This window comes from Nonomuraea deserti (assembly GCF_004348685.1).
Lineage (GTDB): Bacteria > Actinomycetota > Actinomycetes > Streptosporangiales > Streptosporangiaceae > Nonomuraea > Nonomuraea deserti.
This window is the reverse complement of record NZ_SMKO01000068.1, coordinates 20,749-44,377: the sequence shown is the minus strand read 5'-3', so window position 1 is coordinate 44,377 and position 23,629 is coordinate 20,749. Positions and strand designations below refer to the sequence as shown.

The 23,629-nt window shown below is 72.1% G+C and carries 21 protein-coding genes; 9 read left to right on the top strand and 12 right to left on the bottom strand.

What is annotated here, in order from left to right:
* From E1292_RS24370 to E1292_RS24360, 3 genes are all read right to left on the bottom strand, one after another.
* Window positions 1–597 (bottom strand): alpha/beta fold hydrolase (locus E1292_RS24370; RefSeq protein ID WP_132597529.1); only part of this gene is annotated, 597 nt, incomplete at its 3' end.
* A gap of 90 nt (window positions 598–687) precedes the next feature.
* Window positions 688–1,086 (bottom strand): RNHCP domain-containing protein, encoded by a 399-nt coding sequence (locus E1292_RS24365; RefSeq protein ID WP_132597528.1) that lies wholly within the window; start codon window positions 1,084–1,086, stop codon window positions 688–690.
* Window positions 1,086–1,445, bottom strand: a complete 360-nt coding sequence (locus E1292_RS24360) for an RNHCP domain-containing protein (protein ID WP_132597527.1) — start codon at window positions 1,443–1,445, stop codon at window positions 1,086–1,088. The genes E1292_RS24365 and E1292_RS24360 overlap by 1 nt, the downstream gene beginning before the upstream one ends.
* A 292-nt stretch (window positions 1,446–1,737) precedes the next feature.
* Between E1292_RS24360 and E1292_RS53985 the strand changes: the two genes are divergently transcribed.
* On the top strand, window positions 1,738–4,317 hold the full coding sequence (locus E1292_RS53985) for an acyl-CoA dehydrogenase family protein (protein WP_246090300.1): 2,580 nt from the start codon (window positions 1,738–1,740) through the stop codon (window positions 4,315–4,317).
* On the opposite strand, the gene E1292_RS24345 is transcribed toward E1292_RS53985, so the two are convergent.
* Window positions 4,318–5,007, bottom strand: coding sequence for a class F sortase (locus E1292_RS24345; RefSeq protein ID WP_246090299.1), 690 nt, complete (start codon window positions 5,005–5,007; stop codon window positions 4,318–4,320).
* A gap of 1 nt (window position 5,008) precedes the next feature.
* On the bottom strand, window positions 5,009–5,470 hold the full coding sequence (locus E1292_RS24340) for a hypothetical protein (protein WP_132597526.1): 462 nt from the start codon (window positions 5,468–5,470) through the stop codon (window positions 5,009–5,011).
* Between the two features lie 178 nt (window positions 5,471–5,648).
* Between E1292_RS24340 and E1292_RS24335 the strand changes: the two genes are divergently transcribed.
* Window positions 5,649–6,458 carry an MBL fold metallo-hydrolase gene (locus E1292_RS24335; protein WP_132597525.1) on the top strand — a complete coding sequence of 270 codons (810 nt, stop codon included), beginning with the start codon at window positions 5,649–5,651 and terminating at the stop codon, window positions 6,456–6,458.
* A 127-nt stretch (window positions 6,459–6,585) separates the two neighbouring features.
* Here the strand turns inward: E1292_RS24335 and ligD are convergent, their stop codons facing one another.
* Entirely contained in the window at window positions 6,586–7,593 is a 1,008-nt protein-coding gene (gene ligD / locus E1292_RS24330; RefSeq protein ID WP_132597524.1) for a non-homologous end-joining DNA ligase, read from the bottom strand.
* Between the two features lie 326 nt (window positions 7,594–7,919).
* Here ligD and msrB point away from each other — a divergent pair, with 326 nt between their 5' ends.
* Window positions 7,920–8,321 (top strand): peptide-methionine (R)-S-oxide reductase MsrB, encoded by a 402-nt coding sequence (gene msrB, locus E1292_RS24325; RefSeq protein WP_132520334.1) that lies wholly within the window; start codon window positions 7,920–7,922, stop codon window positions 8,319–8,321.
* A 181-nt stretch (window positions 8,322–8,502) separates the two neighbouring features.
* Here msrB and E1292_RS24320 read toward each other — a convergent pair whose 3' ends face one another.
* The 3 genes from E1292_RS24320 to hemG all read right to left on the bottom strand — a co-directional run bounded on the left by E1292_RS24320 (window position 8,503) and on the right by hemG (window position 11,639).
* Window positions 8,503–9,363: a hypothetical protein gene (locus tag E1292_RS24320; protein WP_132597523.1), complete on the bottom strand. Its 861-nt coding sequence runs from the start codon at window positions 9,361–9,363 to the stop codon at window positions 8,503–8,505.
* A 165-nt stretch (window positions 9,364–9,528) separates the two neighbouring features.
* Window positions 9,529–10,230 carry a hydrogen peroxide-dependent heme synthase gene (gene hemQ / locus E1292_RS24315; protein ID WP_439331901.1) on the bottom strand — a complete coding sequence of 234 codons (702 nt, stop codon included), beginning with the start codon at window positions 10,228–10,230 and terminating at the stop codon, window positions 9,529–9,531.
* Window positions 10,231–10,235: 5 nt separating this feature from the next.
* Entirely contained in the window at window positions 10,236–11,639 is a 1,404-nt protein-coding gene (hemG, locus tag E1292_RS24310) for a protoporphyrinogen oxidase (protein WP_165974709.1), read from the bottom strand.
* Window positions 11,640–11,854: 215 nt separating this feature from the next.
* On the opposite strand from hemG, the gene E1292_RS24305 reads away from it, so the two are divergent.
* Entirely contained in the window at window positions 11,855–12,838 is a 984-nt protein-coding gene (locus E1292_RS24305) for a DUF4349 domain-containing protein (protein ID WP_132597521.1), read from the top strand.
* 63 nt (window positions 12,839–12,901) lie between these two features.
* Here the strand turns inward: E1292_RS24305 and hemE are convergent, their stop codons facing one another.
* Window positions 12,902–13,906 (bottom strand): uroporphyrinogen decarboxylase, encoded by a 1,005-nt coding sequence (gene hemE / locus E1292_RS24300; protein ID WP_220447037.1) that lies wholly within the window; start codon window positions 13,904–13,906, stop codon window positions 12,902–12,904.
* 698 nt (window positions 13,907–14,604) lie between these two features.
* Between hemE and E1292_RS24290 the strand changes: the two genes are divergently transcribed.
* The 5 genes from E1292_RS24290 to E1292_RS24270 all read left to right on the top strand — a co-directional run bounded on the left by E1292_RS24290 (window position 14,605) and on the right by E1292_RS24270 (window position 19,866).
* The gene (locus E1292_RS24290) at window positions 14,605–15,186 is read left to right on the top strand and encodes a DUF3000 domain-containing protein (RefSeq protein WP_132597519.1); all 582 of its coding nucleotides are present in this window, start codon (window positions 14,605–14,607) and stop codon (window positions 15,184–15,186) included.
* Window positions 15,187–15,297: 111 nt separating this feature from the next.
* Window positions 15,298–16,524 carry a ribonuclease D gene (locus tag E1292_RS24285; RefSeq protein ID WP_132597518.1) on the top strand — a complete coding sequence of 409 codons (1,227 nt, stop codon included), beginning with the start codon at window positions 15,298–15,300 and terminating at the stop codon, window positions 16,522–16,524.
* Window positions 16,525–16,658: 134 nt separating this feature from the next.
* A complete protein-coding gene (locus E1292_RS24280) occupies window positions 16,659–17,804 on the top strand; it encodes a Gfo/Idh/MocA family protein (protein ID WP_132597517.1) in 1,146 nt (381 codons plus the stop codon).
* Window positions 17,801–18,967: a dihydrodipicolinate synthase family protein gene (locus E1292_RS24275; RefSeq protein WP_132597516.1), complete on the top strand. Its 1,167-nt coding sequence runs from the start codon at window positions 17,801–17,803 to the stop codon at window positions 18,965–18,967. The genes E1292_RS24280 and E1292_RS24275 overlap by 4 nt, the downstream gene beginning before the upstream one ends.
* Entirely contained in the window at window positions 18,964–19,866 is a 903-nt protein-coding gene (locus tag E1292_RS24270) for a sugar phosphate isomerase/epimerase family protein (RefSeq protein WP_132597515.1), read from the top strand. The genes E1292_RS24275 and E1292_RS24270 overlap by 4 nt, the downstream gene beginning before the upstream one ends.
* A 158-nt stretch (window positions 19,867–20,024) precedes the next feature.
* Here the strand turns inward: E1292_RS24270 and E1292_RS24265 are convergent, their stop codons facing one another.
* Both E1292_RS24265 and E1292_RS24260 read right to left on the bottom strand, forming a co-directional pair.
* Window positions 20,025–22,625 carry a PEP/pyruvate-binding domain-containing protein gene (locus tag E1292_RS24265; RefSeq protein ID WP_132597514.1) on the bottom strand — a complete coding sequence of 867 codons (2,601 nt, stop codon included), beginning with the start codon at window positions 22,623–22,625 and terminating at the stop codon, window positions 20,025–20,027.
* A 79-nt stretch (window positions 22,626–22,704) separates the two neighbouring features.
* Complete coding sequence (locus E1292_RS24260; protein WP_132597513.1) at window positions 22,705–23,625, bottom strand: alkaline phosphatase family protein; 921 nt, start codon at window positions 23,623–23,625, stop codon at window positions 22,705–22,707.
* Window positions 23,626–23,629 lie beyond the last annotated feature (4 nt).

Sequence of the window (23,629 nt, the reverse complement as noted above, 5' to 3'; positions counted from 1 at the left end):
GCCCTCCACCGCCGGCCCGACCACGCTGCCGAACCACGACCAGTCGCCGCCCAGCGCGTCGTGATCCGCCGGGGTGAACATCTCCGGGTCGTATGCGGCCGCCGCCTCGTGCCGTTCCTTCGCCGCGCGGCCCGCGACGGCGGCACGCAGGGACGCCTGGCCGGAGACCGACATGCCCGCGAACCAGTCGAGACCGTCCGCGCCGTACGGGGCCGGCCCTGACACGCCGACCACGGCCCTGACACGATCGGGCAGCAGGGCTCCGCAGGCCAGAGCGTGCGAGCCGCCCCCGGAATGGCCCATCACCGCGAACCTGCCGATGCCCAGCTCGTCGGCGACCCTCGACGCGTATCCGGCCGCCGATGCCAGGTCCCGGCCGGGCGACGGCGTGGAACCGCCGTACGCGGGACGGTCGTACGACACCCAGCGGATGCCGAGCCGCTCGGAGACCGCGAAAAGCGGCGCCGGCGGCGAGCCGACATTGGGGGTGCCGTGGTGCCAGAGGACGACCGGCCCGTCGCCGCCGGCGGCCGGACCCGTGTCGTACACGTGGAGTGTGCGGCCGTCGCCGAGGTCCAGATCGTGTTCGCTGACCACGCGGGAAGCCTAACGTCACGGGCCGACAGAATGCGGGGCCTCCGTACGGACGGCGTACGGACGGCGTACGGAGACCCCATCGCGGACCCGTCAGAGGGCCAGCAGGGCGCTGACCGGCAGGCGGGTGTCGTACAGCGGGCGGATGGCGATGCGCAGCAGCGCCAGCGCGTTGTCGTCGCCCGCGATGCGGTTGGCGCTGAGCTCGCCGCAGGACTGGCAGTGATGGATGATCAGCCACTCCCCGTCCTGGCGGACGCTGACGCTCAGCGCCGCCATCCGGCCCCGGCAGGCGGCCCGCCTGTCCCCGGGGATCCGGCGGTCGACGTGCAGGCTGGTCAGGCAGTGCGGGCAGTGGTTGCGGTGCGCGGTGCCCGGCGCGACCGCCGGCACGTCGAGGCGGCACCCCACGCAGCGGAACGCGTCGTCGGGAGCCTGGTGATGTGCCTTGCGCCGTTGCGGCCGTTCCTGGTCCGTTCTCCTGCGCGGCATCAGAGGTCGCCGAACGCTTCGAGCGGGAACGGCGGCTGCGCGATCGGACGTACGGCCATGCGCATGAGGATGAGCTGGTTGTCGTCACCGCAGATGGGGTTGGACGTCAGCTCACCGCACCGGGTGCAGCGGTGGATGAGCATCCAGTCGCCGGCGCGCAGGACGGCGATCGAGATCGGGATCATCCGCGACCCGCACTCCGACGGGCCGCCTTCCGCGTGGTCGAGCACGTGCCGCGAGTGCAGGCAGCTCGGGCAGTGGTTGCGCCGGGTGCCGTCGGGTGCGTTGGCGGTCACGGTCAGGCCGCAGCGTACGCACGGGAAGGTCTCGGTGGTCGTGATGGAACGATGGGTGGACAACCTGGGGTACTCCTTGCCGAATGGATCATGAAAGAGCAGCAAGGTGCGCCAAGCGGGCCTCGCGGGCACGCTGAATACGGCAGGCGGTCCGGCAGGTCAGAGGAGACCTCAGAAGCAGGAGCCGCCCATGGTACGGCGAGGCGCGCGTGGCGCGACGGCAGGCATTCGTCCCCCACTTCCCGGGCACGACGGCCCATAGACGTCACGGTTCGGACAGCAGCGAGGGTAACGGTCGTGGTCTGGCGACCGCGAATGGTTTTCGCCGGCCGAATAACGTTCTAGATTCGTGCGCATGGGCATCGGGCTGACCGAGGAACACCAGGCGCTCGCCGACTCGGTACGAGGATTCGCCGGGCGCGCTGCCGACCACGCCGCGCTGGCCGGCCAGGGCCTGCTGGGCCTGCACCTGCCCGAGGAGGTGGGCGGGCAGGGGTACGGGCTGCTGGAGTTGTGCGTCGCCCTGGAAGCGCTGGGCGAACGGCGCGTCACCGGCGCCTATCTGCCGACGGTCGTGGTGTCGGCGGCGCTCGCCTGGGCGGGCGCCGGCGGGCACGGCGAAGGGCGGGACCTGCTCCAGGTCCTCGCCGACGGCTCCTCGACCGCCACCGTCGTGCTCCCCACCCGGCCTGCCATCACACCACCCGTCACCACACCACGAACAGGGCCACCCTCCGTCACACCGCCCACCTCGGTACCGGCGATCACATCGCCCTCCATCACACCGTCCAACGGAGCACCCGCCGCCGTGTCGCCCACCCGACCAGGCGCGGGGCCGGTCGCCGGCAGTGCCGTTCTCGCGCTGGGGTCGGCGGCGGCCGATCTCTTTCTCGTCCCGGTCGGCGGGGGCACGTGGGCGGTGCTGGACCGCGCCGGCGTCGTCGCCGAGCCCGTCGACGGGGTGGACCTCGACCGGGAGCTCTGCTCCGTCACCGTACGGGCCGCACCCACCGACCGTACGGTGGACGACCCGATCCCCTCCGCCCCGACCACGAACGACCCGACCACGAACGACCGGACGACGGGCCGCCCCATGCCCGCGAGCCGGATGGCCGCCGGTCTGGTGCTGGACGGCGTACCGGTACGGGAGATCGCGGCCGTGCTGCTCGGGGCCGACGGGTGCGGCGTTGCCGCGTGGGCGGTCACGACGGCGGCCGAACACGCCAAGGTGCGCGAGCAGTTCGGGCGGCCCATCGGGCAGTTCCAAGGAGTCAAGCACCGGGTGGCCGCCGCCCTGGTGGCTCTGGAACAGGCCCGCGCCGCCGTGTGGGATGCCGCCAGAGCCATGGACGACCTCCGAACCGTGACCGTCGCCCCCGCCATGAACGTCGCGGCCCGGAGTGACACGGACCGCGACGACGCGAGCAGGGGTGACACGGACGCGCACGGCGAGGCCCGAAGTGACGCGGCCCACCACGGCGAGGCCCGAAGTGACGCGAACCTTGACGACACGGCCGGGAACGACACGAGCCAGGACGACGCGGGCCGGGGCGGCGATGGGGTGCATGGCCTGTGTGACGAGGTCAGGCTGGCGGTCGGGGTGGCGGCGGTGCTCGGGCCGGATGCGGCGGTACGGTGCACGGCGGACACGATCCAGGTGCTGGGCGGCATCGGCTACACCTTCGAGCACGACGCGCACCGCTACTACCGCCGAGCCCTGTCCGGCCGGATGCTGGTGGGAGATCCCGGGCCGTGGGCCGAGGAGGTGGCCGGGCTCGCGGTGTCGGGGACACGTCGCCGGATGGAGCCGGACCTGCCCGAGGAGGCCGCCCCCGTCGGGGACGCCATCAGGGCGCAGGCCCGGTCGCTGCGTGCGGCGAGCCCGGCGGAACGGCGTGACCGGCTCGCGCGGGAGGGCTGGATCATGCCGTACCTGCCCCGGCCGTGGGGCAGGGACGCCACGCCGCTCGAACAGGTGATCATCCACCAGGAATTCCGCGACCTCGGGCGGCCGAACCTGGGCATCGCCGCGTGGGCGGTCCCTTCCATCGTCCGGTACGGCAGCCGCGAGCAGCAGGATCGATTCCTGCCGGGCACGTTCGCCGGGGAGATCGTGTGGTGCCAGCTCTTCAGCGAGCCTGGCGCGGGCTCCGACCTGGCCGGGCTGTCCACGAAGGCCGCCAGGGTGGAGGGCGGCTGGGCGCTGACCGGTCAGAAGATCTGGACGTCGCTCGCGCAGCACGCCCACTGGGGCATCTGCCTCGCCCGGACTTCTCCTGATAAATCAAAACATGACGGCATCACGTACTTTCTGGTGGACATGTCCTCGCCGGGCATCACCGTGCGACCGCTCAAGGAGATCAACGGGGCGGAGGTCTTCAACGAGGTGTTCCTCGACGACGTGTTCGTACCGGACGACCTGGTGGTCGGCGACGTGGACGCAGGCTGGCGGGTGGCCCGCGACACGCTCTCCCACGAACGCGTCGCGCTCGGCGACTCGTGGGGCCCGGGATCCCAGCACACCGACATGGCCGAGCTCATCACGAGGCTGCCGCCGCTCCGGCAGTCGCAGCGGGAGCAGGCGGGCCGGCTGTGGGCGGAGGGCCAGGCCATCTCGGCGCTCGGCCTGCGCGTCACCCTCGCGAAGCTGTCCGCCGCCGCCCGCGACCCGCGCGCACGCCACGATCGCGACCGGGCCGGAGCAAGCCGCCGCGCGTCCGCCGGGGACCCGTGGACCGCGTCCAGCGTGCGCAAGCTGCTCGGCATGCGGCACGCGCAGGCGGTCTCGGAGTTCTGCTGGTCGCTGGCCCCGGCGGACCGGCACTGGAGCCGCATGATCCTCACCACCCGCGCGTTCACGATCGGCGGCGGCACGACGGAGGTGCAGCTCAACATCATCGCCGAGCGCGCGCTCGGCCTGCCACGCGACCCGTGATCAGCTTCCGGGATAGTACGGCGCCGCCAGGTGCGCGTACACGATCGTGTTGTCCTCATAGCTGTGCGCCCGCCGGTCGAACGCCCCGCCGCAGGTCACCAGCCGCAACCCCGGGTAGGAGAGCCTGGCGTAGACCTTCTTGGCGGGGAAGCGGCGCTTCGGGGTGTGCTCGACCTTGTCCACGACGAAGACGGCCACCGAGCGGTCGGCGCGCAGCACCTGCACCTGGTCGCCGCGCTTGACGTTCTTCAGGCTCGCGAAGACGGCCGGGCCGGTCCTGGTGTCCAGGTGGCCGGTGATCACGGCTGCGCCGCGCTGGCCGGGGACGGGCCCGTAGCGGTACCAGCCGGCCTGGTTCGGCGGGTCGAACGGCGGGTTCTCGATGGCGCCGTCGGCGTCCAGGCCGAGTTCCATGAGCGGGGCGGCCACGCCGATGGACGGGATGTAGACGGCCGTGGGCCGGGCGGCCCGCATGGGCTCGGCCACCTTGGACAGCGGCACGTCCGTGAGCGGCACGCCGCTGGTCGGTGCGGGCGACTCGTGACGTACGGAGGCGACGGGCTCCTGCTCGCCACCCACGATGCCGCTGAGCCCGAGCCCGATGAGCAGCACTCCGGCCAGCGACGCGACCGTGGCGACCAGCACGATCGTCCGCTGTCCCGGCGCGCGGCCCCCGGCGGGTCCGGCCACCCTAGGCGACACCCTTGCGGCGCCGGATCGCGAGCCCGGCGAGCCCGGCTCCGGCCAGCAGCGCCGTCCCGCCCAGGGCGAACGGCCACATCGGCTCGCCGGACGCGAGCGCTCCGCCACCGGTTTCCGGATGCCCCTCCGGAACCCGGTGCTCGTGTTCGCCGGCCGGACGCCACGGTTCGCCGGACTCCACCGTTCCCGGCCAAGGATCGGCCGGTTTCGGCTCGTGCGACCAGGACTCCTCCGACTCGTGCTCGTCCGGCCCCGGCTCGGGAACGGGCTCGCCGGAGGGCTCGTCGCAGAGGATCGGCAGCGGGAGGAGGCAGGTGGGCAGCTCGACCGGCACCAGATCGGCGGAGGCGGAGGCGGAGGCGGAGGCAGGGCTGAGGCCTGCTGCCAGGCTCGCGCCCGCGATCGCGAAGGCGGTCATCGCGCCGGCCACGAGACGTCGCGCTCTTGCCATGTGAAGGCTCCAAGATCGGTTGGACGTCCCCCGATACACAAGAGAGCCTTGCGAACTATTAGATCTGGAGTCAAGTTATGTGATCGAAGTGAAACCGACCGGACACGGAGGGTTTGGGCTCTTCCTCAGGTGGCAGCAGAAAAGGTTGCAAAGCGACGAAGGTCAGGGGTGAGCCGCCGTGAAGGGAAGCCTGCAGTTCATCGGCAACGCGACCGTGCTGATCCGCTACAACGGCTTCACGCTGCTGACGGATCCCAACTTCCTGCACCGGGGACAGCTCGCCTACCTCGGCTACGGTCTGGCCTCGCGCCGCCTCGCCGATCCCGCCGTCGAGATCGAGGACCTGCCGCCGCTCGACGCGGTGGTGCTGTCCCACATGCACGGCGACCACTGGGACCGGGTGGCCCGCAAGGGCCTGGACAGGGCGACGCCGATCATCACGACGACCGCCGCGGCCGGTCGGCTGCGCCGCGGCGGGTTCCGGGCGAGCGTGGGTCTGGCGGAGTGGCAGCAGCACGAGCTGCGCGGCCCCGGCGGCCTGGTGAAGATCACCGCCCTGCCGGCCAGACACGCGCCAGGCCCTGCCGAGGCGCTGCTGCCGCCGGTGATCGGCACGATGCTGGAGTTCTGCAACCGGGACGAGCGGGTGGAGCTGACCATGCACATCAGCGGCGACACCCTGCTCGACCGCCGTCTCGACGCGATCCCGCGCCGCTTCCCCGACATCGACCTGGCCGTCGTGCACCTCGGCGGCACGAAGCTGCTCGGCACGCTGCTGGTCACCATGGACGGCGAGCAGGGGGCCGCCTGGGTGGACCTGATCCACCCGCACACCGTCGTGCCCGTGCACTACGACGACTACACCGTTTTCAGCTCGCCGCTGGACGACTTCCGCCACCACATCGAGCGGGCCGGACTGTCCGACAAGGTCGTCTACCTGGAGAGGGGCGAGGTCCGCGAGCTGGTCCCGCACCATCTCGTGCGGTGACCCGTCAGAACGCACCGGCCGCGCGCCGCCGCCGCACCCGGCCGCCGACGTCACTCTACGTCGATCACAGAATGACGTGGGTTCGGGCCGGTTCCCGTGCGCCGGGCGCACGGCCCGGGCGCGAGGTCTATTCCTCCTTGCCGGACCTGGCCCGGCTCGGCTGCACCCGCATCGGCTCGCCCGGCATCTTGGGGTAGTTGGGCGGATAGGGCATGTCGCCGCGGTCGTCCCCGGCGTAGAGGTCGAGCAGAGGCTCAATGGAGTAGGCGCGGTCGTCGATGGCCGCGTGCACGTCGCCCAGCTCGGCGAAGCGGGCGGGCACCGTGCGGATGTCGAAGTCACGCGGGTCGGCGTCGGCCAGCTCGTCCCAGGTGAGCGGCGTCGAGACGGGCGCGTGCGGCTTGGCCCTGACGGAGTAGGCGCTGACCACCGTGCGGTCTCTGGCGTTCTGGTTGTAGTCGATGAACACCCGCTCGCCGCGCTCCTCCTTCCACCACGCCGTGGTCACCAGGCCGGGATCACGCTCCTCCACGGCCCTGGCCAGGGCGATGCCGGCGTGGCGCACCTGGATGAAGTCCCAGCGCGGCTCGATGCGCACGGCGATGTGGGCCCCGCGGTTGCCCGACGTCTTGACGAACCCGTCCATCCCGAGGTCGGCCAGCACCTCGCGGGTGAGGAAAGCGGCCTTGCGCGCCGCGTCGAACTCCAGCCCAGGCTGCGGATCGAGGTCGATGCGCAGCTCGTCGGGGTGTTCGGCGTCGGTGGCGCGCACCTGCCACGGGTGGAAGTCGATGGTGCCGAGGTTGGCGCTGTAGGCGATGGCGGCCACCTCGGTGACCCGCAGCGACTGCGCCGTGCGCCCGCTCGGGAACGTCACCGTCACCGACTGGAGCCAGTCGGGATGCCGGGGCGGCATGCGCTTCTGGTAGATCGCGTCGGTCTGCACGCCGTCGGGGTGGCGCTTCAGGTTGGTTGGCCGGTCTCGTAGCGCCCGCAGCGCTCCCTCGCCGACGCTCACGTAATATTCCACCAGCTCCCGCTTGGTGGCGCCGATCCCAGGGAAATAGACCTTGTCGGGGTTGGTGACCTTGACGGTCCGCTCCCCCACCTCGAGTTCTATGTACGGCGATGCCATGCCACAGAACCTACTCCCCTCCTCCGACAAGGCGGGGTGGGCCCGTCCCGGAGCCTCCTCGGTGGCGGGACCGAGGGCTCGACGGGACGGGCCGCCAGACCGTCCGCCGCCGTTCCGGGCGCTGGCGCGCCACCCGGCCGGCCGTGGCGATCCCCCGGCGGCGCCAGCACGGGCGTGGGCTGTGCCGCTCGGCGGGATCCGCGGACGATCTCACCCCTTGGCAGGAGGCGATGAACACCCCCTTGCCGACAAAGACGCGAATTCGCACCAGAAAGGATGCTTCCCCGGCGGAGATCTCTTTTTGCCGGAAGTCGTACTCTGGAGGCATGGACAAGGTCGTCAAGAGCGAGGCTGAGTGGCGGGCCCAGTTGTCACCCGAGGAGTACCAGGTCCTCAGGGAGGCCGGCACCGAGCGCCCGTTCACGGGGGAGTACGTCGACACCAAGACCGAAGGGGTCTACTCGTGCCGCGCCTGCGGCGCCGAGCTCTTCCGGTCCGACACGAAGTTCGAGTCGCACTGCGGCTGGCCGAGCTTCTTCGAGCCGTCCGGCTCCGAGGCGGTGAAGCTCATCGAGGACCGCAGCCTCGGGATGGTGCGCACGGAGGTGCGCTGCGCCCGGTGCGACTCGCATCTGGGGCACGTGTTCCACGGCGAGGGCTATGCGACTCCGACCGATGATCGGTACTGCATCAACTCGATCTCCCTTACCCTTGAACCCAAGGGGTGATCGGACAATGACAGTGCGTGCCGATCGCCTCCACCGGGTAGGAGAATCGTGTGCGTCGTGTCCATCTTCGCCACCGCTGGGTGACGATCGAGACCATAGGACGCGTGGTGACGCAGCGGTGCGAGCGGTGCGCCAAGACGCGGGTGCGAGTGCGCTAGACCGAAGCTAGACCGCGCCCCGCTCAGCCCGGAGCCGGATGCGTGACCCGGCAGCTGGTATCGGCAGGCCCCAGGATGTTGGCCAGCACCGGGTTGCCGTTCTCGCCGAATCCCGCCTGCACGAAGACCACCGGACGGGCCACCCCGCGGGCGCGCAGATAGTCGAGGCCGCGCCGGCAGAGCGTCAGTGCGGTGGCGGAGTTGTCGGCGGACTCCGGCAGATCCGTGTAGATCCGCAGATACCCGCCGACCGTGCGGATGTCCTTGAGCCGCTTCAGCGCCTTGTCGTCCGCCCCCCAGCGCGTACGGAAGAACTCCGCCGCCTCGCGGTCCGTGTGCCGCGACGGCCCGTCGGCCCGGTAACCGGCGACGTCGCCGGGCTCGGGACCGCCCGCCAGCAGGTCATCCGGGTCGGTCGTGCCCGACACCAGCCCGGGCTCGGCCGCCTCGGGGCTCGCGGCTCCCGGGCCCGCCTCCGGCGCCACCCCGCCGCCGGTGGCCTTGGGCGGCGCGGGCCTGCGCACCTCGCGCGACCTGGCCCGCGCACCGGCATCCGCATGCGCCTCCGCGCCTGCCTTTCCTGGCAGCGCCGACGGGCCGTTTCCCCGCTGGGCGCCACTGCTCGGCAGGGCCGGCGGGGCTTCCGCGGCGGCGGGACGCCCAGCGGTGGTGGCGGCGGTCAGCACGCCGCCGATGGTCCCGTTGGCGCCGAGCACCGCGGCGGCCCCGGCCAGCACGATCGTCCCCACCAGCAGCCCGCGCCCGCGGGTGCGGCGCCGGCCATGCAGCCCTCGTCGGCGGTCCCGCCGCGCGCGCCCCGCCGCATGACGACCCGCCGCATGACGACCGGCCGCGCGCCGGCCGGGCGTGCCCGACTCGTCCACCCCGCCTCCCTGCCCGGACCCGCACGGGGCCCGCGGTTGGAACGTGCCGGCCCTGCGCACGCCCGACGAATTAGGGATCTCCCTGATTGTGACAAGGCGGGCCGATCAAAACAGTTGGATGGCCAACTCGGGTCTTGATCTTTTGCAGCGGGACGGCGGCGCGCGTCAGGGGAGGGCGGCGACGAGCTCCTGCACCGGCTTGCGGGCGCCGGTGTAGAACGGGATCTCGACCCGGGTGTGCCGGCGGGCCTGCGCGCCGCGGAGCGTCCGCATCAGGTCGACGATCCTGTGCAGCTCGTCGGCCTCGAACGCCAGCATCCACTCGTAGTCGTTGAGCGAGAAGCACGCCACCGTGTTGGCCCGCACGTCGGGGTAGTCGCGCGCCATCCGGCCGTGCTCGGCCAGCATCGCCCGGCGCTCGGAGTCGTCGAGCAGGTACCACTCGTAGGAGCGGACGAACGGGTAGACGCTCACGTAGGCGCGCGGCTCCTCCTCGGCGAGGAAGGCCGGGATGTGCGACTTGTTGAACTCGGCCGGCCGGTGCAGCGCCATCGCCGACCAGACGGGCCTGCTGTGCCGGCCCAGCGTGGTGCGGCGGAACCGGGCGTAGACGTCCTGGAGGTCCTCGGGCGTGGGCGCGTGCCACCAGAACATGTAGTCGGCGTCGGCCCTGAACCCCGCCACGTCGTAGACCCCCCTGGTCACGACGTCCTTCCCGGCGGCCTGGTCGAGCAGCTCGGTGACCTCCCGCGCGAGGCCGTCGCGGTCGCTCGGGCACGGCCCGGTCGCCTGGAAGACCGACCACATCGTGTAACGGATCACCTGGTTGAGTTCGCGGGCCTTCGGCCGCGCGGCGCCCTCTGTCATGGTGTTCATTCTCCTCGTAGCGACAGGTGGTCCAGAATCTGGGAGGCCGCCGTACGCGCGGCGCCGATGCACGCCGGGATGCCGATGCCGTCGTAGGCCGCGCCGCACACGGCCAGCCCCGGCTGCACGGCCACCGCGGAACGCACCTTGGCCACCCGGTCGAGGTGGCCCACGTTGTACTGCGGCAGCGCTCCGCCCCAGCGCGTCACCCGGCTGTCCACGGGCAGCCCGCGCACGCCCATCACCTCTCCCATCTCGGCCATGGCCAGCGACACCAGCTCGGTGTCCTCGCGCTGGAGCAGGTGCTCCTCGCCGATCCTGCCGATCGAGCAGCGCAGGATCACCAGGTCTCTGGCCAGGTGAGGCCACTTCACCGAGCTGAACGTGACCGCCTTGACCGGCCGGCCCTCCGCGGGCGGCACCAGGTAGCCGCTGACGGCGGGCGGCTCGGGGAAGGCGTCGACCGGGTAGGCGAGCGTGACGATGGCCATGCTGGCGTAGTCGATCCTGGCCAGCTCTGCCGCCGCCTTGGGAGCCTCGTCCTTGAGCAGCCGGCTCGCGGCGGGCCCCGGCACGGCCACGATCACCGCGTCGGCCTCGATGGTCTCGGGCCTCGGCACGGGGCCCGTCACGAGCCGCCAGCCGTGCTCGGTCCTGCGCAGCTCGCGGGCGGTCACGCCGGTCCTGATGTCGGCTCCGGACGCCTTGGCGACCGCCTCGGGCAGGCCGCCGACGCCGTTCTTGAGCGAGGTGAAGACGGGCCCCGCGTCCTTCGGCGCGTCCTCGACGAGCTGCCGGGCCGCGGACAGCAGCGAGCGCTCGGAGCGTGCCACGGCCGCCACGCGCGGCATCGTGGCCTCCAGCGACAGCATGTCGGAACGGCCCGCGTAGACGCCGCCGAGCAGCGGCTCGACCAGCCGCTCCACGACCTCCGAACCCATCCTGGCGCGGATGTAGGAGGCCACCGACACGTCGGTGCGCACCAGGGTGGGCGGCAGGAGCTGGTCGAGCGGCACACGCAGCAGCCCGCCGGGCGAGACGATGCCGGACCTCGCCAGCTCGGTCAGGTCGGACGGCACGCCCATGACCTGGCCCTTCGGCAGGTGACGGAGCGTGCCCCTGGTGTAGACGGCCGAGCGCGTCGTGCCGGGGAACACCAGCTCCTCCCCGAGCCCGACCGCCCTGGCCAGCTCGGCGCCCTCGGGCCGGCGGGCCAGCATGGCCTCCGCTCCCGCGTCGACGCTCACTCCGGCGACCTCCGAGGCGTACAGTTTGCCGCCGATGCGCGGTGAACCCTCGAGGACCGTCACCTTCACCCGTTCGCCCGCTCCCTGGCGGAGGTGCCACGCGGCGGCCAAACCGGAGATCCCGCCGCCGACCACCACCACGTGCGCCTGATTCCCTTCCACGCCTCCCGACGCTACCGCCTCACAACGTCGCCCACCCGCCCGGGTCGGCCAGGCGGCGGGCAGACGGCGGGCAGGCGGCGGCCAGGCGGCGGGCAGGCGGCGGGCAGGGCCACCGCGCCCGCCTCCCACGCAGTGGAGGCCATGAACACCCCCATAGATGCAGGACCGTGATTTCCGCCGTCAAACCGGGGTGATGTGGGAGCCGTCTTAAGGGCATGAGACGAATGCGGTACGGCATCGCGTTATCGGCCGCCTGCCTGGTCACGCTCCTGGGTGGCTGCGGTGGCGGCGGCAGCCTGTCGGCCGGCGAGTCGGGGGCCGCCGCGCCGGCCATGGACTCCACCCAGGTGCAGCCCGAGTACGCGGACCAGCCCCGGGCCAAGGCGCAGGCCACCGGGCGGCCCTCCCGGCAGGCGGACGGGGTCGGCGGGGACGGCGTCGTCTCCGGCGTCGAGGTGACCCGGCAGGAGCGGCAGGTCATCTACACCGGGAGCATGACCGTACGGGCCGAGCGGGTCTCCACCGCCGTGCAGCAGGCCAAGCAGATCGTCACCGCGGCCGGCGGCTACCTGTCCAAGGAGGAGACCAACTCGGCCACCGCCACGGAGGACTCGGCCATGCTGGAGTTCAAGATCCCGCCGGCGAAGTACGCCGAGGTGGCCGGCCGGCTCGGCAAGGATCTGGGCAGGCAGCTGTCCATGAACCAGGGCACCCAGGACGTCACGCTCCAGGTGGCCGATGTGGAGAGCCGGCTGAAGTCGGCGCAGCAGTCGCTGGAGTCGCTGCGCACGCTGCTGAAGAAGGCCGACACGATCGGCCAGGTGCTGCAGGTCGAGCGGGAGATCTCCGATCGCGAGGCGGACCTGGAGTCGCTGCAGGCCCAGCAGAAGGAGCTGGCCGCGCAGGTCGCGATGGCGACGTTGACGCTCCGGCTGGTGGGGCCGGTGGCCACGGTGGCCGACCCGGACGAGGAGCCGGCGGGCTTCATCGGCGGGCTGGAGGCCGGGTGGGGCGCGCTGGTGTCGTTCGTGAAGGTGGCGCTCACGGTGCTCGGCGCGGTGCTGCCGTGGGCGGTCGTCTCGCTCCCGCTGCTCGCCCTGGTGATCTATCTGGTACGCCGCGACCGCGCCGCCCGTTCCCGTGTCGTGGCTCCTCCCCCGGGCCCGAAACCGGGCGACCCGGACCCCACAACCGTCTGAACACCGGCACCGCGCCGCACCTCGGCGTTTCCCCGGTTGTCCGGCCAGGGCGCAGGCGTGACGTCAGGTCAGGTCGCCGGCTTCGTGGACGAGGTCGGTCAGGCGCTTGAGCTGGTCGGGGTCGGTCGAGGGCAGGACGCCGTGGCCGAGGTTGAAGACGTGCCCCTCGGCCGCCCGGCCGCGCCGCAGCACGTCGCGGGCCCTGCGTTCGGCCACGTCCCACGGCGCCAGCAGGACGGCCGGGTCGAGGTTGCCCTGCAGCGCCTTGCCGGGGCCGACCCGGCGGGCCGCCTCGTCGAGCGGCACCCGCCAGTCGACCCCCACCACGTCGGCCCCCGCCTCGCCCAGCACGCCCAGCAGCTCGCCCGTGCCCACGCCGAAGTGGATGCGCGGCACGTCCCGGACGCCTTCGAGGATGCGCCGGGTGTGCGGCAGGACGAACTCGCGGTAGTCGTCCGGCGCCACCGCCCCCACCCAGGAGTCGAAGAGCTGCACGGCCGAGGCGCCGGCCGCGACCTGGATGCGCAGGTGTTCCAGGACGATGGCGGACAGGCGCTCCATGAGGGCGTGCCACAGCTCGGGCGCGCCGTACATCATGGCCTTGGTCTTGTCGTGGTTCTTCGACGGGCCGCCCTCGATCAGGTAGGAGCCGAGCGTGAACGGCGCGCCCGCGAAGCCGATCAGCGGCGTGCCGCCCAGCTCTCCGGTGAGCGCCTGGATGGCCTCGGTGACGTACGGCACGTCGCCGGGCTCCAGCGGGCGCAGCGCGTCGAGGCCCTTGGCGTCGCGGATCGGGTCGGCCACGACCGGGCCGACGCCCGGCTTGATGTCGAGGTCGATGCCGATGGCCTTGAGGGGGACGACGATGTCGCTGAAGAAGATGGCCGCGTCCACGCCGTAGCGGCGGACCGGCTGCATGGTGATCTCGACGATCAGCTCGGGCGTCGCGCACGCGGTGAGCATGGGCACGCCCTCGCGGACCTTGAGGTATTCCGGCAGCGAGCGCCCGGCCTGGCGCATGTACCAGACCGGGGTGTGCGGGACGGGCTGGCGGCGGCAGGCACGCAGGAACGCTGAGTCGGCGAGATTCACCCCACAAGCGTGCCACGCCGGGGCACCGGTCCCGCCAGGGGACGGCGTCCTGCGGCGGGACCAATGCCCCGGAGGAGAAGGATCTGTGCCCGGTGACGGATTCCGCGGCGACACGAAGCGACCGTGTCGGGAAAAACCTCCATTGGACCTAGCAAATCATGATCAGATAGCCGGATGAAGGTTTACCGGTCCGCTTGGCGTCGGCGTCCCGTACGGTCGAACACACCCCATGCCCGCCCAGAGAGCCGGTCTCGACTGAGCCAAATGTTCGCCAAGCAACCGCGCGGCATCGATTCAGCGACCACTTTCGGGACACGCCGAGCGCGTTGCGGGGAATTGTCAGCGGCTCGTGCCAACGTCGGAGCCACAACCCGAAGAAAGGCCCCGCTTCGATGACTCGTGCGATGCCCGCGTTGTGGAGTTTCCCAGAGCGCCGCAGTGAGTGTTGCCCGTCCTGTGCCGGTGTGCGCCCGTTCGAGCAGCCTCCGTGCGCCGACGGGCACGAGCAGGGCGAGTGCCCCGAGTGGGCCTGCGCCGAGTGCGGACACGCGATCCTTCTCGGCTCCGCCGAGTCCACCCGGCCCGTTCGCCCGCTCGTTACGGCAGCGGCTTGATCACCAAAGATGAGCACCCCCGTGGTCCCCTTCCGTCCGTCTTCGACCTACGCTTCGGCTATGACACTCGGTGACCAGCCACCGCCTCCCGCCGAGTTCACCCGCGCGGCGGAGAGTCTGCGGCTGTCCGAGGTCCGTCCGGAGATCGAGCTCGAGGACCTGCCCGCGCCGCAGCGGCTGGCCCCCTACTCCGCCGCCATCGGCGCCTCCGTCTACCGCGACGACGACGAGCTCGCGGTCGGCCGGCTGATCCTCCTCTACGACCCCGACGGCCAGCGCGGCTGGGAGGGCCCGTTCCGCCTGGTCGCCTATGTCAGGGCCGACATGGAGCCGGAGATCACCTCCGATCCGCTGCTCGGGCCCGTGGCCTGGAGCTGGCTGACCGAGGCCCTCGACGCGCACCAGGCCGGCTATTCCGCCGCCGGCGGCACGGTGACGAGAGCCGTGTCCGAGGGGTTCGGCAACAAGGCCGACGACCCGGTCACGACCGAGCTCGAGCTGCGGGCGTCCTGGTCTCCCGCTCAGGAGGATCTCTCCGGCCATGTCGCCGCCTGGTGTGACCTGATGTGCCTGGCGGCGGGGATCCCGCCGCTCCCGCCCGACGTGGCCGCGCTGCCCCGCCGACATGACGACCAGACGTGATGCGCGCTCCGACGCCGATCCGCCCGGGTACGCACCACGTTTCCCTGCCTCGCTACGCTGGAATGCGTTTCCTCTCCGGCTGTGGGTCGGAGTAGCCACGGAAAAGGTCGAATGACAGAAGAACGCACAGTCGAGCCGCTGCTCGAACCCCGCGAAGGCATCCCGCCGGTCATCGCGGACGCGGCCGGGCTGGCCACGGTCGTGGCGCGGTTCGCCGCGGGAGGCGGCCCCGTCGCCGTCGACGCCGAGCGTGCCTCCGGCTACCGCTACGGCAACCGCGCCTACCTGGTGCAGCTGCGCAGGGCCGGCGCCGGCACCGCGCTGATCGACCCGGTCGGCTGCCCCGATCTGTCCGCCCTCGACCAGGCCGTGGCCGACGCGGAGATCGTGCTGCACGCCGCCTCGCAGGACCTGCCGTGCCTCATGGAGCTGGGCTTCAGGCCGCGGGAGATGTTCGACACCGAGCTGGCCGGCCGGCTGCTCGGCTACGAACGCGTGGGCCTCGGCACGATGGTCGAGACCGTGCTCGGGCTGCGGCTGGAGAAGGGCCACTCGGCGGCCGACTGGTCCACCAGGCCGTTGCCGGAAGACTGGCTTCGCTACGCCGCGCTCGACGTGGAGGTGCTGGTCGAGCTCCGCGACGTGCTCCACTTGCAGCTGGCGGAGAGCGGGAAGCTGGAGTGGGCGCGCGAGGAGTTCGCCGCCGTGCTCAACACCCCGCCGCCCGTGCCGCGGTCCGATCCGTGGCGCCGCACCTCGGGCATCCACAAGGTGCGCAACGTACGCGCGCTGGCCATCGTGCGCGAGTTGTGGACCATGCGCGATCGCATCGCGCGCGAGGCCGACCTGGCGCCCGGCAGGGTGCTGCCTGATGCCGCGATCGTCACCGCGGCGCTCGAAGGGCCCCGCACCAAGAAGGCACTGACCGAAATTTCGGCATTCACCGGGCGAAGCGCGCGGCGGCACATGAGCGACTGGCTCGCCGCGGTGGCCAGGGCCCGCACGCTGCCCGACAGCCAGCTCCCCCAGCCGAGCACGCCCGGCGACGGGCCGCCCCCGCCCAACCGGTGGGCCGACCGCGATCCGGCCGCCGCCAAGCGGCTGGCGGCGGCACGGGCGGTGGTGTCCGCGCTGGCCGACGAGCTCCACATGCCGACGGAGAACCTGCTGCAACCCGACGCCGTCCGCAGACTGACCTGGGAGCCGCCGGTCGAGATCACCGACGAGAGCGTGACCGCGCGGTTGCGCGAGCTCGGGGCGCGCGAGTGGCAGCTGTCGCTCGCCGCCCACCCCATCGCCAAGGCGCTGGCCAGGCTGGAGCCGCGCGGCGAGCGCTGAGCACGGCGGCCTCCGAGCGGGGCCGCCACCCGGCGTCCGGGCCTCCTGACGGCCCGCGCCACTTGACGCCCTGGGCCGCAGAGCCGTACGGTTCGGGAAAGCGCTTTCCACCCGTTTGTCCCGAAGGGATCTTCATGAGCGTGCGCACCATAGGCGTCGTGATGAACGGCGTCACCGGACGAATGGGCTATCGCCAGCATTTGGTCCGTTCCGTTCTGACCATCAACGAGCAGGGCGGTGTCACGCTCTCGGACGGCGGAAAGGTCAAGCTCAAGCCCATACTGGTCGGTCGTAATGCCGACAAACTTGCAGATATTGCGTCTAAGCATGACATTTCGGATTTCACTACGGAACTGGACGCGGCCCTCGCCGACGACGGCAACCTCATTTACTTCGACGCCCAGGTCACCAGCGCCCGCGTCAAATCCGTGCTCAAGGCCATCGAGGCGGGCAAGCACATCTACGCGGAGAAGCCGACGGCCGAGTCGACGCAGGAGGCGGTAGCGCTGGCCGAGGCCGCCGCTGCCAAGGGCGTCAAGAACGGCGTCGTGCAGGACAAGCTGTTCCTCCCCGGCCTGCTCAAGCTGAAGCGGCTGATCGACGGCGGCTTCTTCGGCCGGATCCTGTCGGTGCGCGGCGAGTTCGGCTACTGGGTGTTCGAGGGCGACTGGCAGGAGGCGCAGCGGCCCTCGTGGAACTACCGGGCCGAGGACGGCGGCGGCATCGTGCTCGACATGTTCCCGCACTGGCACTACGTCATGGAGAACCTGTTCGGCCGGGTCGAGTCGGTCTACGCCAGGGCGGCGACGCACATCCCCGCTCGCGTGGACGAGCAGGGCACCACGTACCAGGCCACCGCCGACGACGCCGCGTACGGGATCTTCGAGCTTGAAGGCGGCGTCATCGCGCAGATCAACTCCTCGTGGGCAGTCCGGGTGAACCGGGACGAACTGGTCGAGTTCCAGGTGGACGGCACGCACGGCAGCGCCGTGGCGGGCCTGCGCAACTGCCGCGTACAGCACCGCTCCGCCACCCCCAAACCCGTCTGGAACCCCGACCTGCCGGCCACGGCGCGCTTCCGCGACGGCTGGCAGGAGGTGCCGGACAACGCCGAGTTCGACAACGGGTTCAAGGTCCAGTGGGAGGCGTTCGTCCGGCACGTGGTGGAGGACGCGCCCTTCCCCAACGACTTCGCCTCGGGCGCCCGCGGCGTGCAACTCGCCGAGCTGGGGCTGCGTTCCAGCGCCGAGGGCCGCAGGATCGAGGTGCCGCAGCTGTGAGGATCGACCTGCCCGGCATCGGGGCGTACACCCTGAACGAGCGGACGGCCTGGCCGGTGCCGGACTCCCCGGCCACCAGCCGCGTCGTGTACGCCGCCGCGCACGTGGTGGCCGACCCGCTGGGCGACAACACGCCCGGCTCCCCCGCGGCCGTCGACTGGGACGCCACCCTGCGTTTCCGCCACCACCTGTGGTCGCACGGACTGCGCGTCGCGGACGCCATGGACACCGCCCAGCGCAACATGGGCCTGGACTGGACGGCCACCAAGGAGCTCATCCGCCGCAGCGCCGCCGAGGCGCGTACGGCCGGCGACCCCGCGACGCTGGTGTCCTGCGGCGCGGGCACCGACCACGCGCCCCAGGCCGCCGACCTCAACACGATCACGGCCGCGTACGCCGAGCAGATCGAGACCGTGCAGTCCGCCGGCGCCGGCGTGATCATCATGGCCTCCCGCCAGCTCGCGGGAGCCGCGGCGGGTCCCAAGGACTACCACCAGGTGTACGGCAAGCTGTTCGGCCTGGTGGACCGGCCGGTGATCCTGCACTGGCTGGGCGAGATGTTCGACCCGCAGCTGGCCGGCTACTGGGGCGCGCCCGACGTGGCGGCGGCGACCGAGTCGTTCCTGGAGCTGATCCACGCCCACGCGTCCATGGTGGACGGGGTGAAGGTGTCGCTGCTGGACGAGGAGCACGAGGTGGGGCTGCGCGCCGCACTCCCCGACGGGGTCAAGCTCTACACCGGCGACGACTTCAACTACCCGTCGCTGATCCGGTCGGGCTCGCACGCGCTGCTCGGCATCTTCGACGCCATCGCCCCGGCGGCGGCGGCCGCGCTGCAGGTGCTCGACGCGGCCGAGGCCGCCGGTGACGACGCGGACCGCGACCGGCTGCTGGCGTCGTACGACGGGATCCTGGCACCGACCGTCCCCCTGTCCAGGAAGATCTTCGAGACGCCCACGTACCACTACAAGACCGGCATCGTCTTCCTGGCCTGGCTCAACGGCCACCAGGACGCGTTCGCCATGGTGAACGGCGCCCAGTCGGCCCGCTCGCTGCTCCACCTGTCGGAGGTGTTCCGCCTGGCCGACCAGGCCGGGCTGCTGGCCGACCAGGAGCTGGCCGTGCGCCGCATGAAGGCGCTGCTGGCGGTGAACGGGCTGTGACGCTCTCACTGAACCAGCGGACGACCCGGCGCTGGACCGTGGCCGAGGCCGTGGACGGATGCGTGCGGCACGGCCTGGAGGCGATCGGGCTGTGGCGGGAGAACGTCGCCGAGCAGGGGCTCGCGGAGAGCGTGAAGCTGGTCAGGGAGGCCGGGCTGCGCGTGTCGTCGTTGTGCCGGGGCGGCTTCATGACGGCCGGCGGGCTGCCGGGCGACGAGGGCCGCCGCGCCTTCGTCCGCGCGCTCGACGACAACCGGCGGGCCATCGACGAGGCGGCGGAGCTGAGGGCGGCCTGCCTGGTGATGGTGGTGGGCGGCCTGCCCGGGGTGACACCGGGCGAGCCGCTACCGACCGGCACCGCGAACGCGGGCGGCGTGGCGGCGGGCGGGTTCTCGCGGGATCTGGCCGGGGCGCGGGAGCGGGTGGCCGAGGCGCTGGCGGAGCTGGCCCCCTACGCCGGGGAGCGGGGGGTCAAGCTGGCTCTCGAGCCCCTCCACCCCGTCTACTGTCCCGACCGGGCCGTCCTGTCCACTCTCGGCCAGGCGCTCGATCTGAGCCTGGCCTACCCGGAGGAGCAGGTCGGCGTGGTGGTGGACACCTTCCACGTCTGGTGGGACCCGAGGTTGTTCGAGGACATCGCCCGCGCGGGCCGCAGGATCGCGTCGTACCAGGTGTGCGACTACCTGCACCCGCTGCCCGCGGACGTGCTGCTCGGACGGGGCATGATGGGCGACGGCGTGATCGGGTTCCCGCCGATCACGAAGGCGGTCCTGGCCGCCGGATACACCGGCGACGTCGAGGTGGAGATCTTCAACGCCGACATCTGGGCCGCCGACCCCGACGAGGTGGTGGCCACGATGAAGGCCCGCTACGAGGACGTGGTGCCGGCCACCGGCTGACCCGCGGGGCGTGCCGCTCCCCGCAAGGGACGGCACGACTCCGCCGGTGACGCCGCTCCCCGCGAGGGACGGCACGACTACGCCGGTGATGTTGCGCCTCCCGGGCGTTGGCCGGTCTCCGCCCCGCCGTGATCCCGGCCGCCCGGCCGCCGGAGGTGTCAGGTCGGGAGCGTCACGGTGCCCGCGGCGCCGTTCACGGTGATCTTCTGGCCGGTGGTGACGCGGTGGGTGGCGTCGGCGACGCCGACGACGGCCGGGATGCCGTACTCCCTGGCCACCACCGCGCCGTGCGACATGGAGCCGCCCATCTCCATCACGAGCCCGCCCGCCGTCAGGAACAGCGGGGTCCAGCCCGGGTCCGTCGAGGGGCAGACCAGGATCTCGCCAGGCTCCAGGTGCGCGCCGATCGGGTCCATGACCACCCTCGCCACGCCCGTGACGGTGCCCGCCGACGCGGCCGTCCCGATCAGCGCGCCACCAGAGCCGGAAGCAGGGGCGGGGGTGGCGAGCGCCTCGGGCTCGGTGCCGTCGGAGAGCAGCACCCTGGGCACGTGCCTGCGGCGCGACTCCCGTTCGTACGCCTCCCGCCGCTCCGCCACGAGCCCGCGCAGGTCGCCGCCCGCCAGAGCGGCCCTGGCCTCTCTCAGGTCGAGGAGGAACACGTCCCGGGCCGCGTCCAGCACCCCGAGGCCGACCAGGTGCTCCCCCACCTGCAGCAGGCTCCGCCGCACCCCGGCGAGGAGCTTGACCACGTAGAACTTGGGCAGCTCGCGCAACCCCACGTACATCCGGGTGCGCCCGAGCGCGAACCGCACGACGGCGGCCCGCCACCGGCCCTTGCGTCCGGCCTCGGCGGCCACGCGGGCGATCTCCGTCCGCGCCTCCCGCGCGCCCTTGGCGAACAGCGCGGCGGGCGCGAGGGCGGCGTCGCCGTCCATGCGCAGGTAGTTGGCGATCACACCGAGGATGTGCGCGGGCTCCTCCGACCAGCGGGGCACGCCCAGGTCGATCTCGGCGACTCCGCGATGGCCGTACGTGTCCAGGAATCTCGTGATCTCTCGCTGGGCGATGGGCGGGAGCGTGCCGGCCCGGTAGCGGCGGACGAGCTCCTCCACCGGCTCCGTCATGAACGGCTCGGGCTCGACGCGGGTGGACAGGTCCCACAGTTCCAGGTCCATCTCCGTGGTCGGGTTGCGGGGGACGCTGCGCAGGACGTCCTGCATGTCGCCGATCGGCACGCCGGAGAGCTTGGAGGACAACACGAACAGGCCGTAGCCCGTGACCACGATCGGCATGATCGAGACGATGAGGGGGAACGCGCGGGACAGCACGCGCTGGGCGTGGTCGAGGCGCTGCTCCGGGGTGGCCTCCGGCGGCGGCGGCAGGCGCCGGTCGATCATCTCGCCCACGCGGGCGGTGTACGCCAGGGCCTTGCCCGGCCTGGTCAGCGCGAGCAGCGCCCGCGAGGGGGCGTGGATGCGGCGGGCGAAGCGGCTCAGGCCGCGGATCACCGGGCGGCGGGAGGTGTACGTCAGCGGCAGCCGGGGATCCGTCACCAGCTGTTCGATGACCGGGCCCGTGCGCGCCTCCCCGAGCTGCAGCATGCGCGGCATGATGGCGCGGCCGGCCTTGCTGCGTACGGCGGTGGTGAGGTCCATCCACAACCGCTGCCCCGACTCGGTCATGGAGGCGGGGCCGTCGAGGGGGTCGGCGGGGCCGTAGCCGAACAGTCCGACCGCTCCCGAGGCGACCAGCCGCAGGGCCGACAGCCCCATGGGCGTGATCGGTCCCATGACGCCCTGGGCGACGTTGAACGAGAAGTACGCCCGCAGGCCCGGCCTGGGGTTGTCCGGCAGCGGGTAGAGCGTGGTGATCGGGCGCGCCTGGGTGAGCCAGAGCCCGCCGTCGTGGTCGATGGCCCACTCGGTGTCCTGGGGGGCGCCGTAGTGGTCTTCGACGCGCGTGCCCAGCCCGGCCAGGGCGAGCACCTCGGCGTCGGTCAGGCAGAGTTCTTTCCCGGGTTCTCCGTCCGGCGGGGTCTCGACGCGTTCCGTGCCGCCGCCGGGCAGCGCGCGGACGGCCAGCCGCTTGTCGCCCGCCTGGCGTTCGAGGATCTCGCCCCCGTGGACGATGAAGCGGTCGGGGTTCACGGCGCCGGAGACGACGGCCTCGCCGAGCCCGGGGGCCGCGTCGATGACGGCCTCGCGCCGCCGGCCCGTCACCGGGTTGGCGGTGAACATGACGCCGGAGACCCGCGCGTCCACCATGGTCTGGACGACCACCGCGAGCCGCACGGCGGCATGGTCGATGCCGTTCGACTCGCGGTAGGCGACGGCGCGGTCGGTCCAGAGCGAGGCCCAGCAGCGGCGTACGGCGTCGACCACCGCGTCCTCGCCCACCACGTTGAGGAAGGTGTCCTGCTGCCCGGCGAAGCTGGCGAACGGCAGGTCCTCGGCTGTGGCGGAGGAGCGCACGGCCACCGGCACGTCGTCGCCGAGCGCGGTGTACGCCTTCACGATGGTCTCGCGCACGGCGTCCGGCACCGGGGCCCGCAGCAGGTGCCGCCTGGCGCGCTCGGCGAGCCCGTCGCCGCTGGTCTCCAGGCCCTCGGCGACCTGACGGTAAGCCTGCGTGGTCAGCACCCAGCCGGGTGGTACGGGCAGCCCCGCCCTGGTCAGCTCGCCGAGGTTGGCGGCCTTTCCGCCCACCTCTGCGAGCATCCCCGCGTCGATCTCGGAGAAATCCAGTGCCGTGTTCATCAGATATACCCCTGCCGTTCGGCGTCCTGACACGAGTGTCACGCTTTCCCGGCAGAAATTCAACACTTGATGAAAGACGTCATAGTTCCAGCGGCGCGCCGTCCAGGTCCCACGCGGGATCGACGGCCACACCGAGGATGGCGAGCACCGTGGGGCCCACGTCGACCAGCCGGGGACCGGCCAGGAAACGGCCGCCCAGGTGCTCCCCCAGCCGGTTGGCGATCACGAACACCGTGCGCTCCTCCTCCGCGACGCCACCGTGACCGCCCTCGTCCACGTGACCGTGGTCGGTGGTGACGAGCACGGTCCAGCATTCGCGCGCGTACGAGGGCCGGGCGCGGACGGTGTCGAGCAGGCGCCCCAGGTAGGCGTCCTGGGTCTGGAGGGCGGCGGTGTACTCGGGACAGTGCGGGCCGAGATCGTGGGCCACCTCGTCGGTGTCGCCCAGGTAGACGAACACGGCGTCCGGGTCGGTCTCAGCCAGGTGCCGCTCGGCCGCTGCGGCGACCTGCTTGTCGGCCTCGGCCCAGCCGATCGCGTATCCGTCGAGCACGAACCGGTGGTCGACCGCCGGGCCGAACGCGCCGTGCTCCGCGAGCGCCGCCCAGGAGAAGAAGGCCGCGGTGTTCAGCTCGGGGCGGGCCTTCTTCGCGCGAGTCAGGAAGTCCGGAAATTTCTGGAACTGGGGTGCGGTGAAGCCGTTGTCTACGACGCCGTGCCTGTCGGGCCAGGCCCCGGTGGCGATGGACGACCAGCCGGGCCCCGAGTCCGTACGCGACCTGATCACCCGTCCGCCGGCCGGGGGCTCGGAGGTCTTGCGCACGACCTCGCCGGGCGACTCCGTACGCGGTGTGCCGGCCTCACCGTAGGGGAGCATGCTGGTGCCGTACGCGCCGGAGGCCATCAGCTCGGCCAGCACCGGCGCGCCCACGGCCTGGAGCCGGTCGAAGCGCAGGCCGTCCATCCCGACGACGAGCACTTTGTTCTTCGATGGGGACATCCCC

Bases quoted from the DNA above. Each gene is read 5' to 3' on its own strand.
- E1292_RS24365 (WP_132597528.1), bottom strand. From the start codon at position 1,086: ATGCCGCGCAGGAGAACGGACCAGGAACGGCCGCAACGGCGCAAGGCA.
- E1292_RS53985 (WP_246090300.1), top strand. From the start codon at position 1,738: ATGGGCATCGGGCTGACCGAGGAACACCAGGCGCTCGCCGACTCGGTA.
- E1292_RS24340 (WP_132597526.1), bottom strand. From the start codon at position 5,470: ATGGCAAGAGCGCGACGTCTCGTGGCCGGCGCGATGACCGCCTTCGCG.
- ligD (WP_132597524.1), bottom strand. From the start codon at position 7,593: ATGGCATCGCCGTACATAGAACTCGAGGTGGGGGAGCGGACCGTCAAG.
- msrB (WP_132520334.1), top strand. From the start codon at position 7,920: ATGGACAAGGTCGTCAAGAGCGAGGCTGAGTGGCGGGCCCAGTTGTCA.
- hemQ (WP_439331901.1), bottom strand. From the start codon at position 10,230: ATGACAGAGGGCGCCGCGCGGCCGAAGGCCCGCGAACTCAACCAGGTG.
- E1292_RS24305 (WP_132597521.1), top strand. From the start codon at position 11,855: ATGAGACGAATGCGGTACGGCATCGCGTTATCGGCCGCCTGCCTGGTC.
- E1292_RS24290 (WP_132597519.1), top strand. From the start codon at position 14,605: ATGACACTCGGTGACCAGCCACCGCCTCCCGCCGAGTTCACCCGCGCG.
- E1292_RS24285 (WP_132597518.1), top strand. From the start codon at position 15,298: ATGACAGAAGAACGCACAGTCGAGCCGCTGCTCGAACCCCGCGAAGGC.
- E1292_RS24280 (WP_132597517.1), top strand. From the start codon at position 16,659: ATGAGCGTGCGCACCATAGGCGTCGTGATGAACGGCGTCACCGGACGA.
- E1292_RS24265 (WP_132597514.1), bottom strand. From the start codon at position 22,625: ATGAACACGGCACTGGATTTCTCCGAGATCGACGCGGGGATGCTCGCA.
- E1292_RS24260 (WP_132597513.1), bottom strand. From the start codon at position 23,625: ATGTCCCCATCGAAGAACAAAGTGCTCGTCGTCGGGATGGACGGCCTG.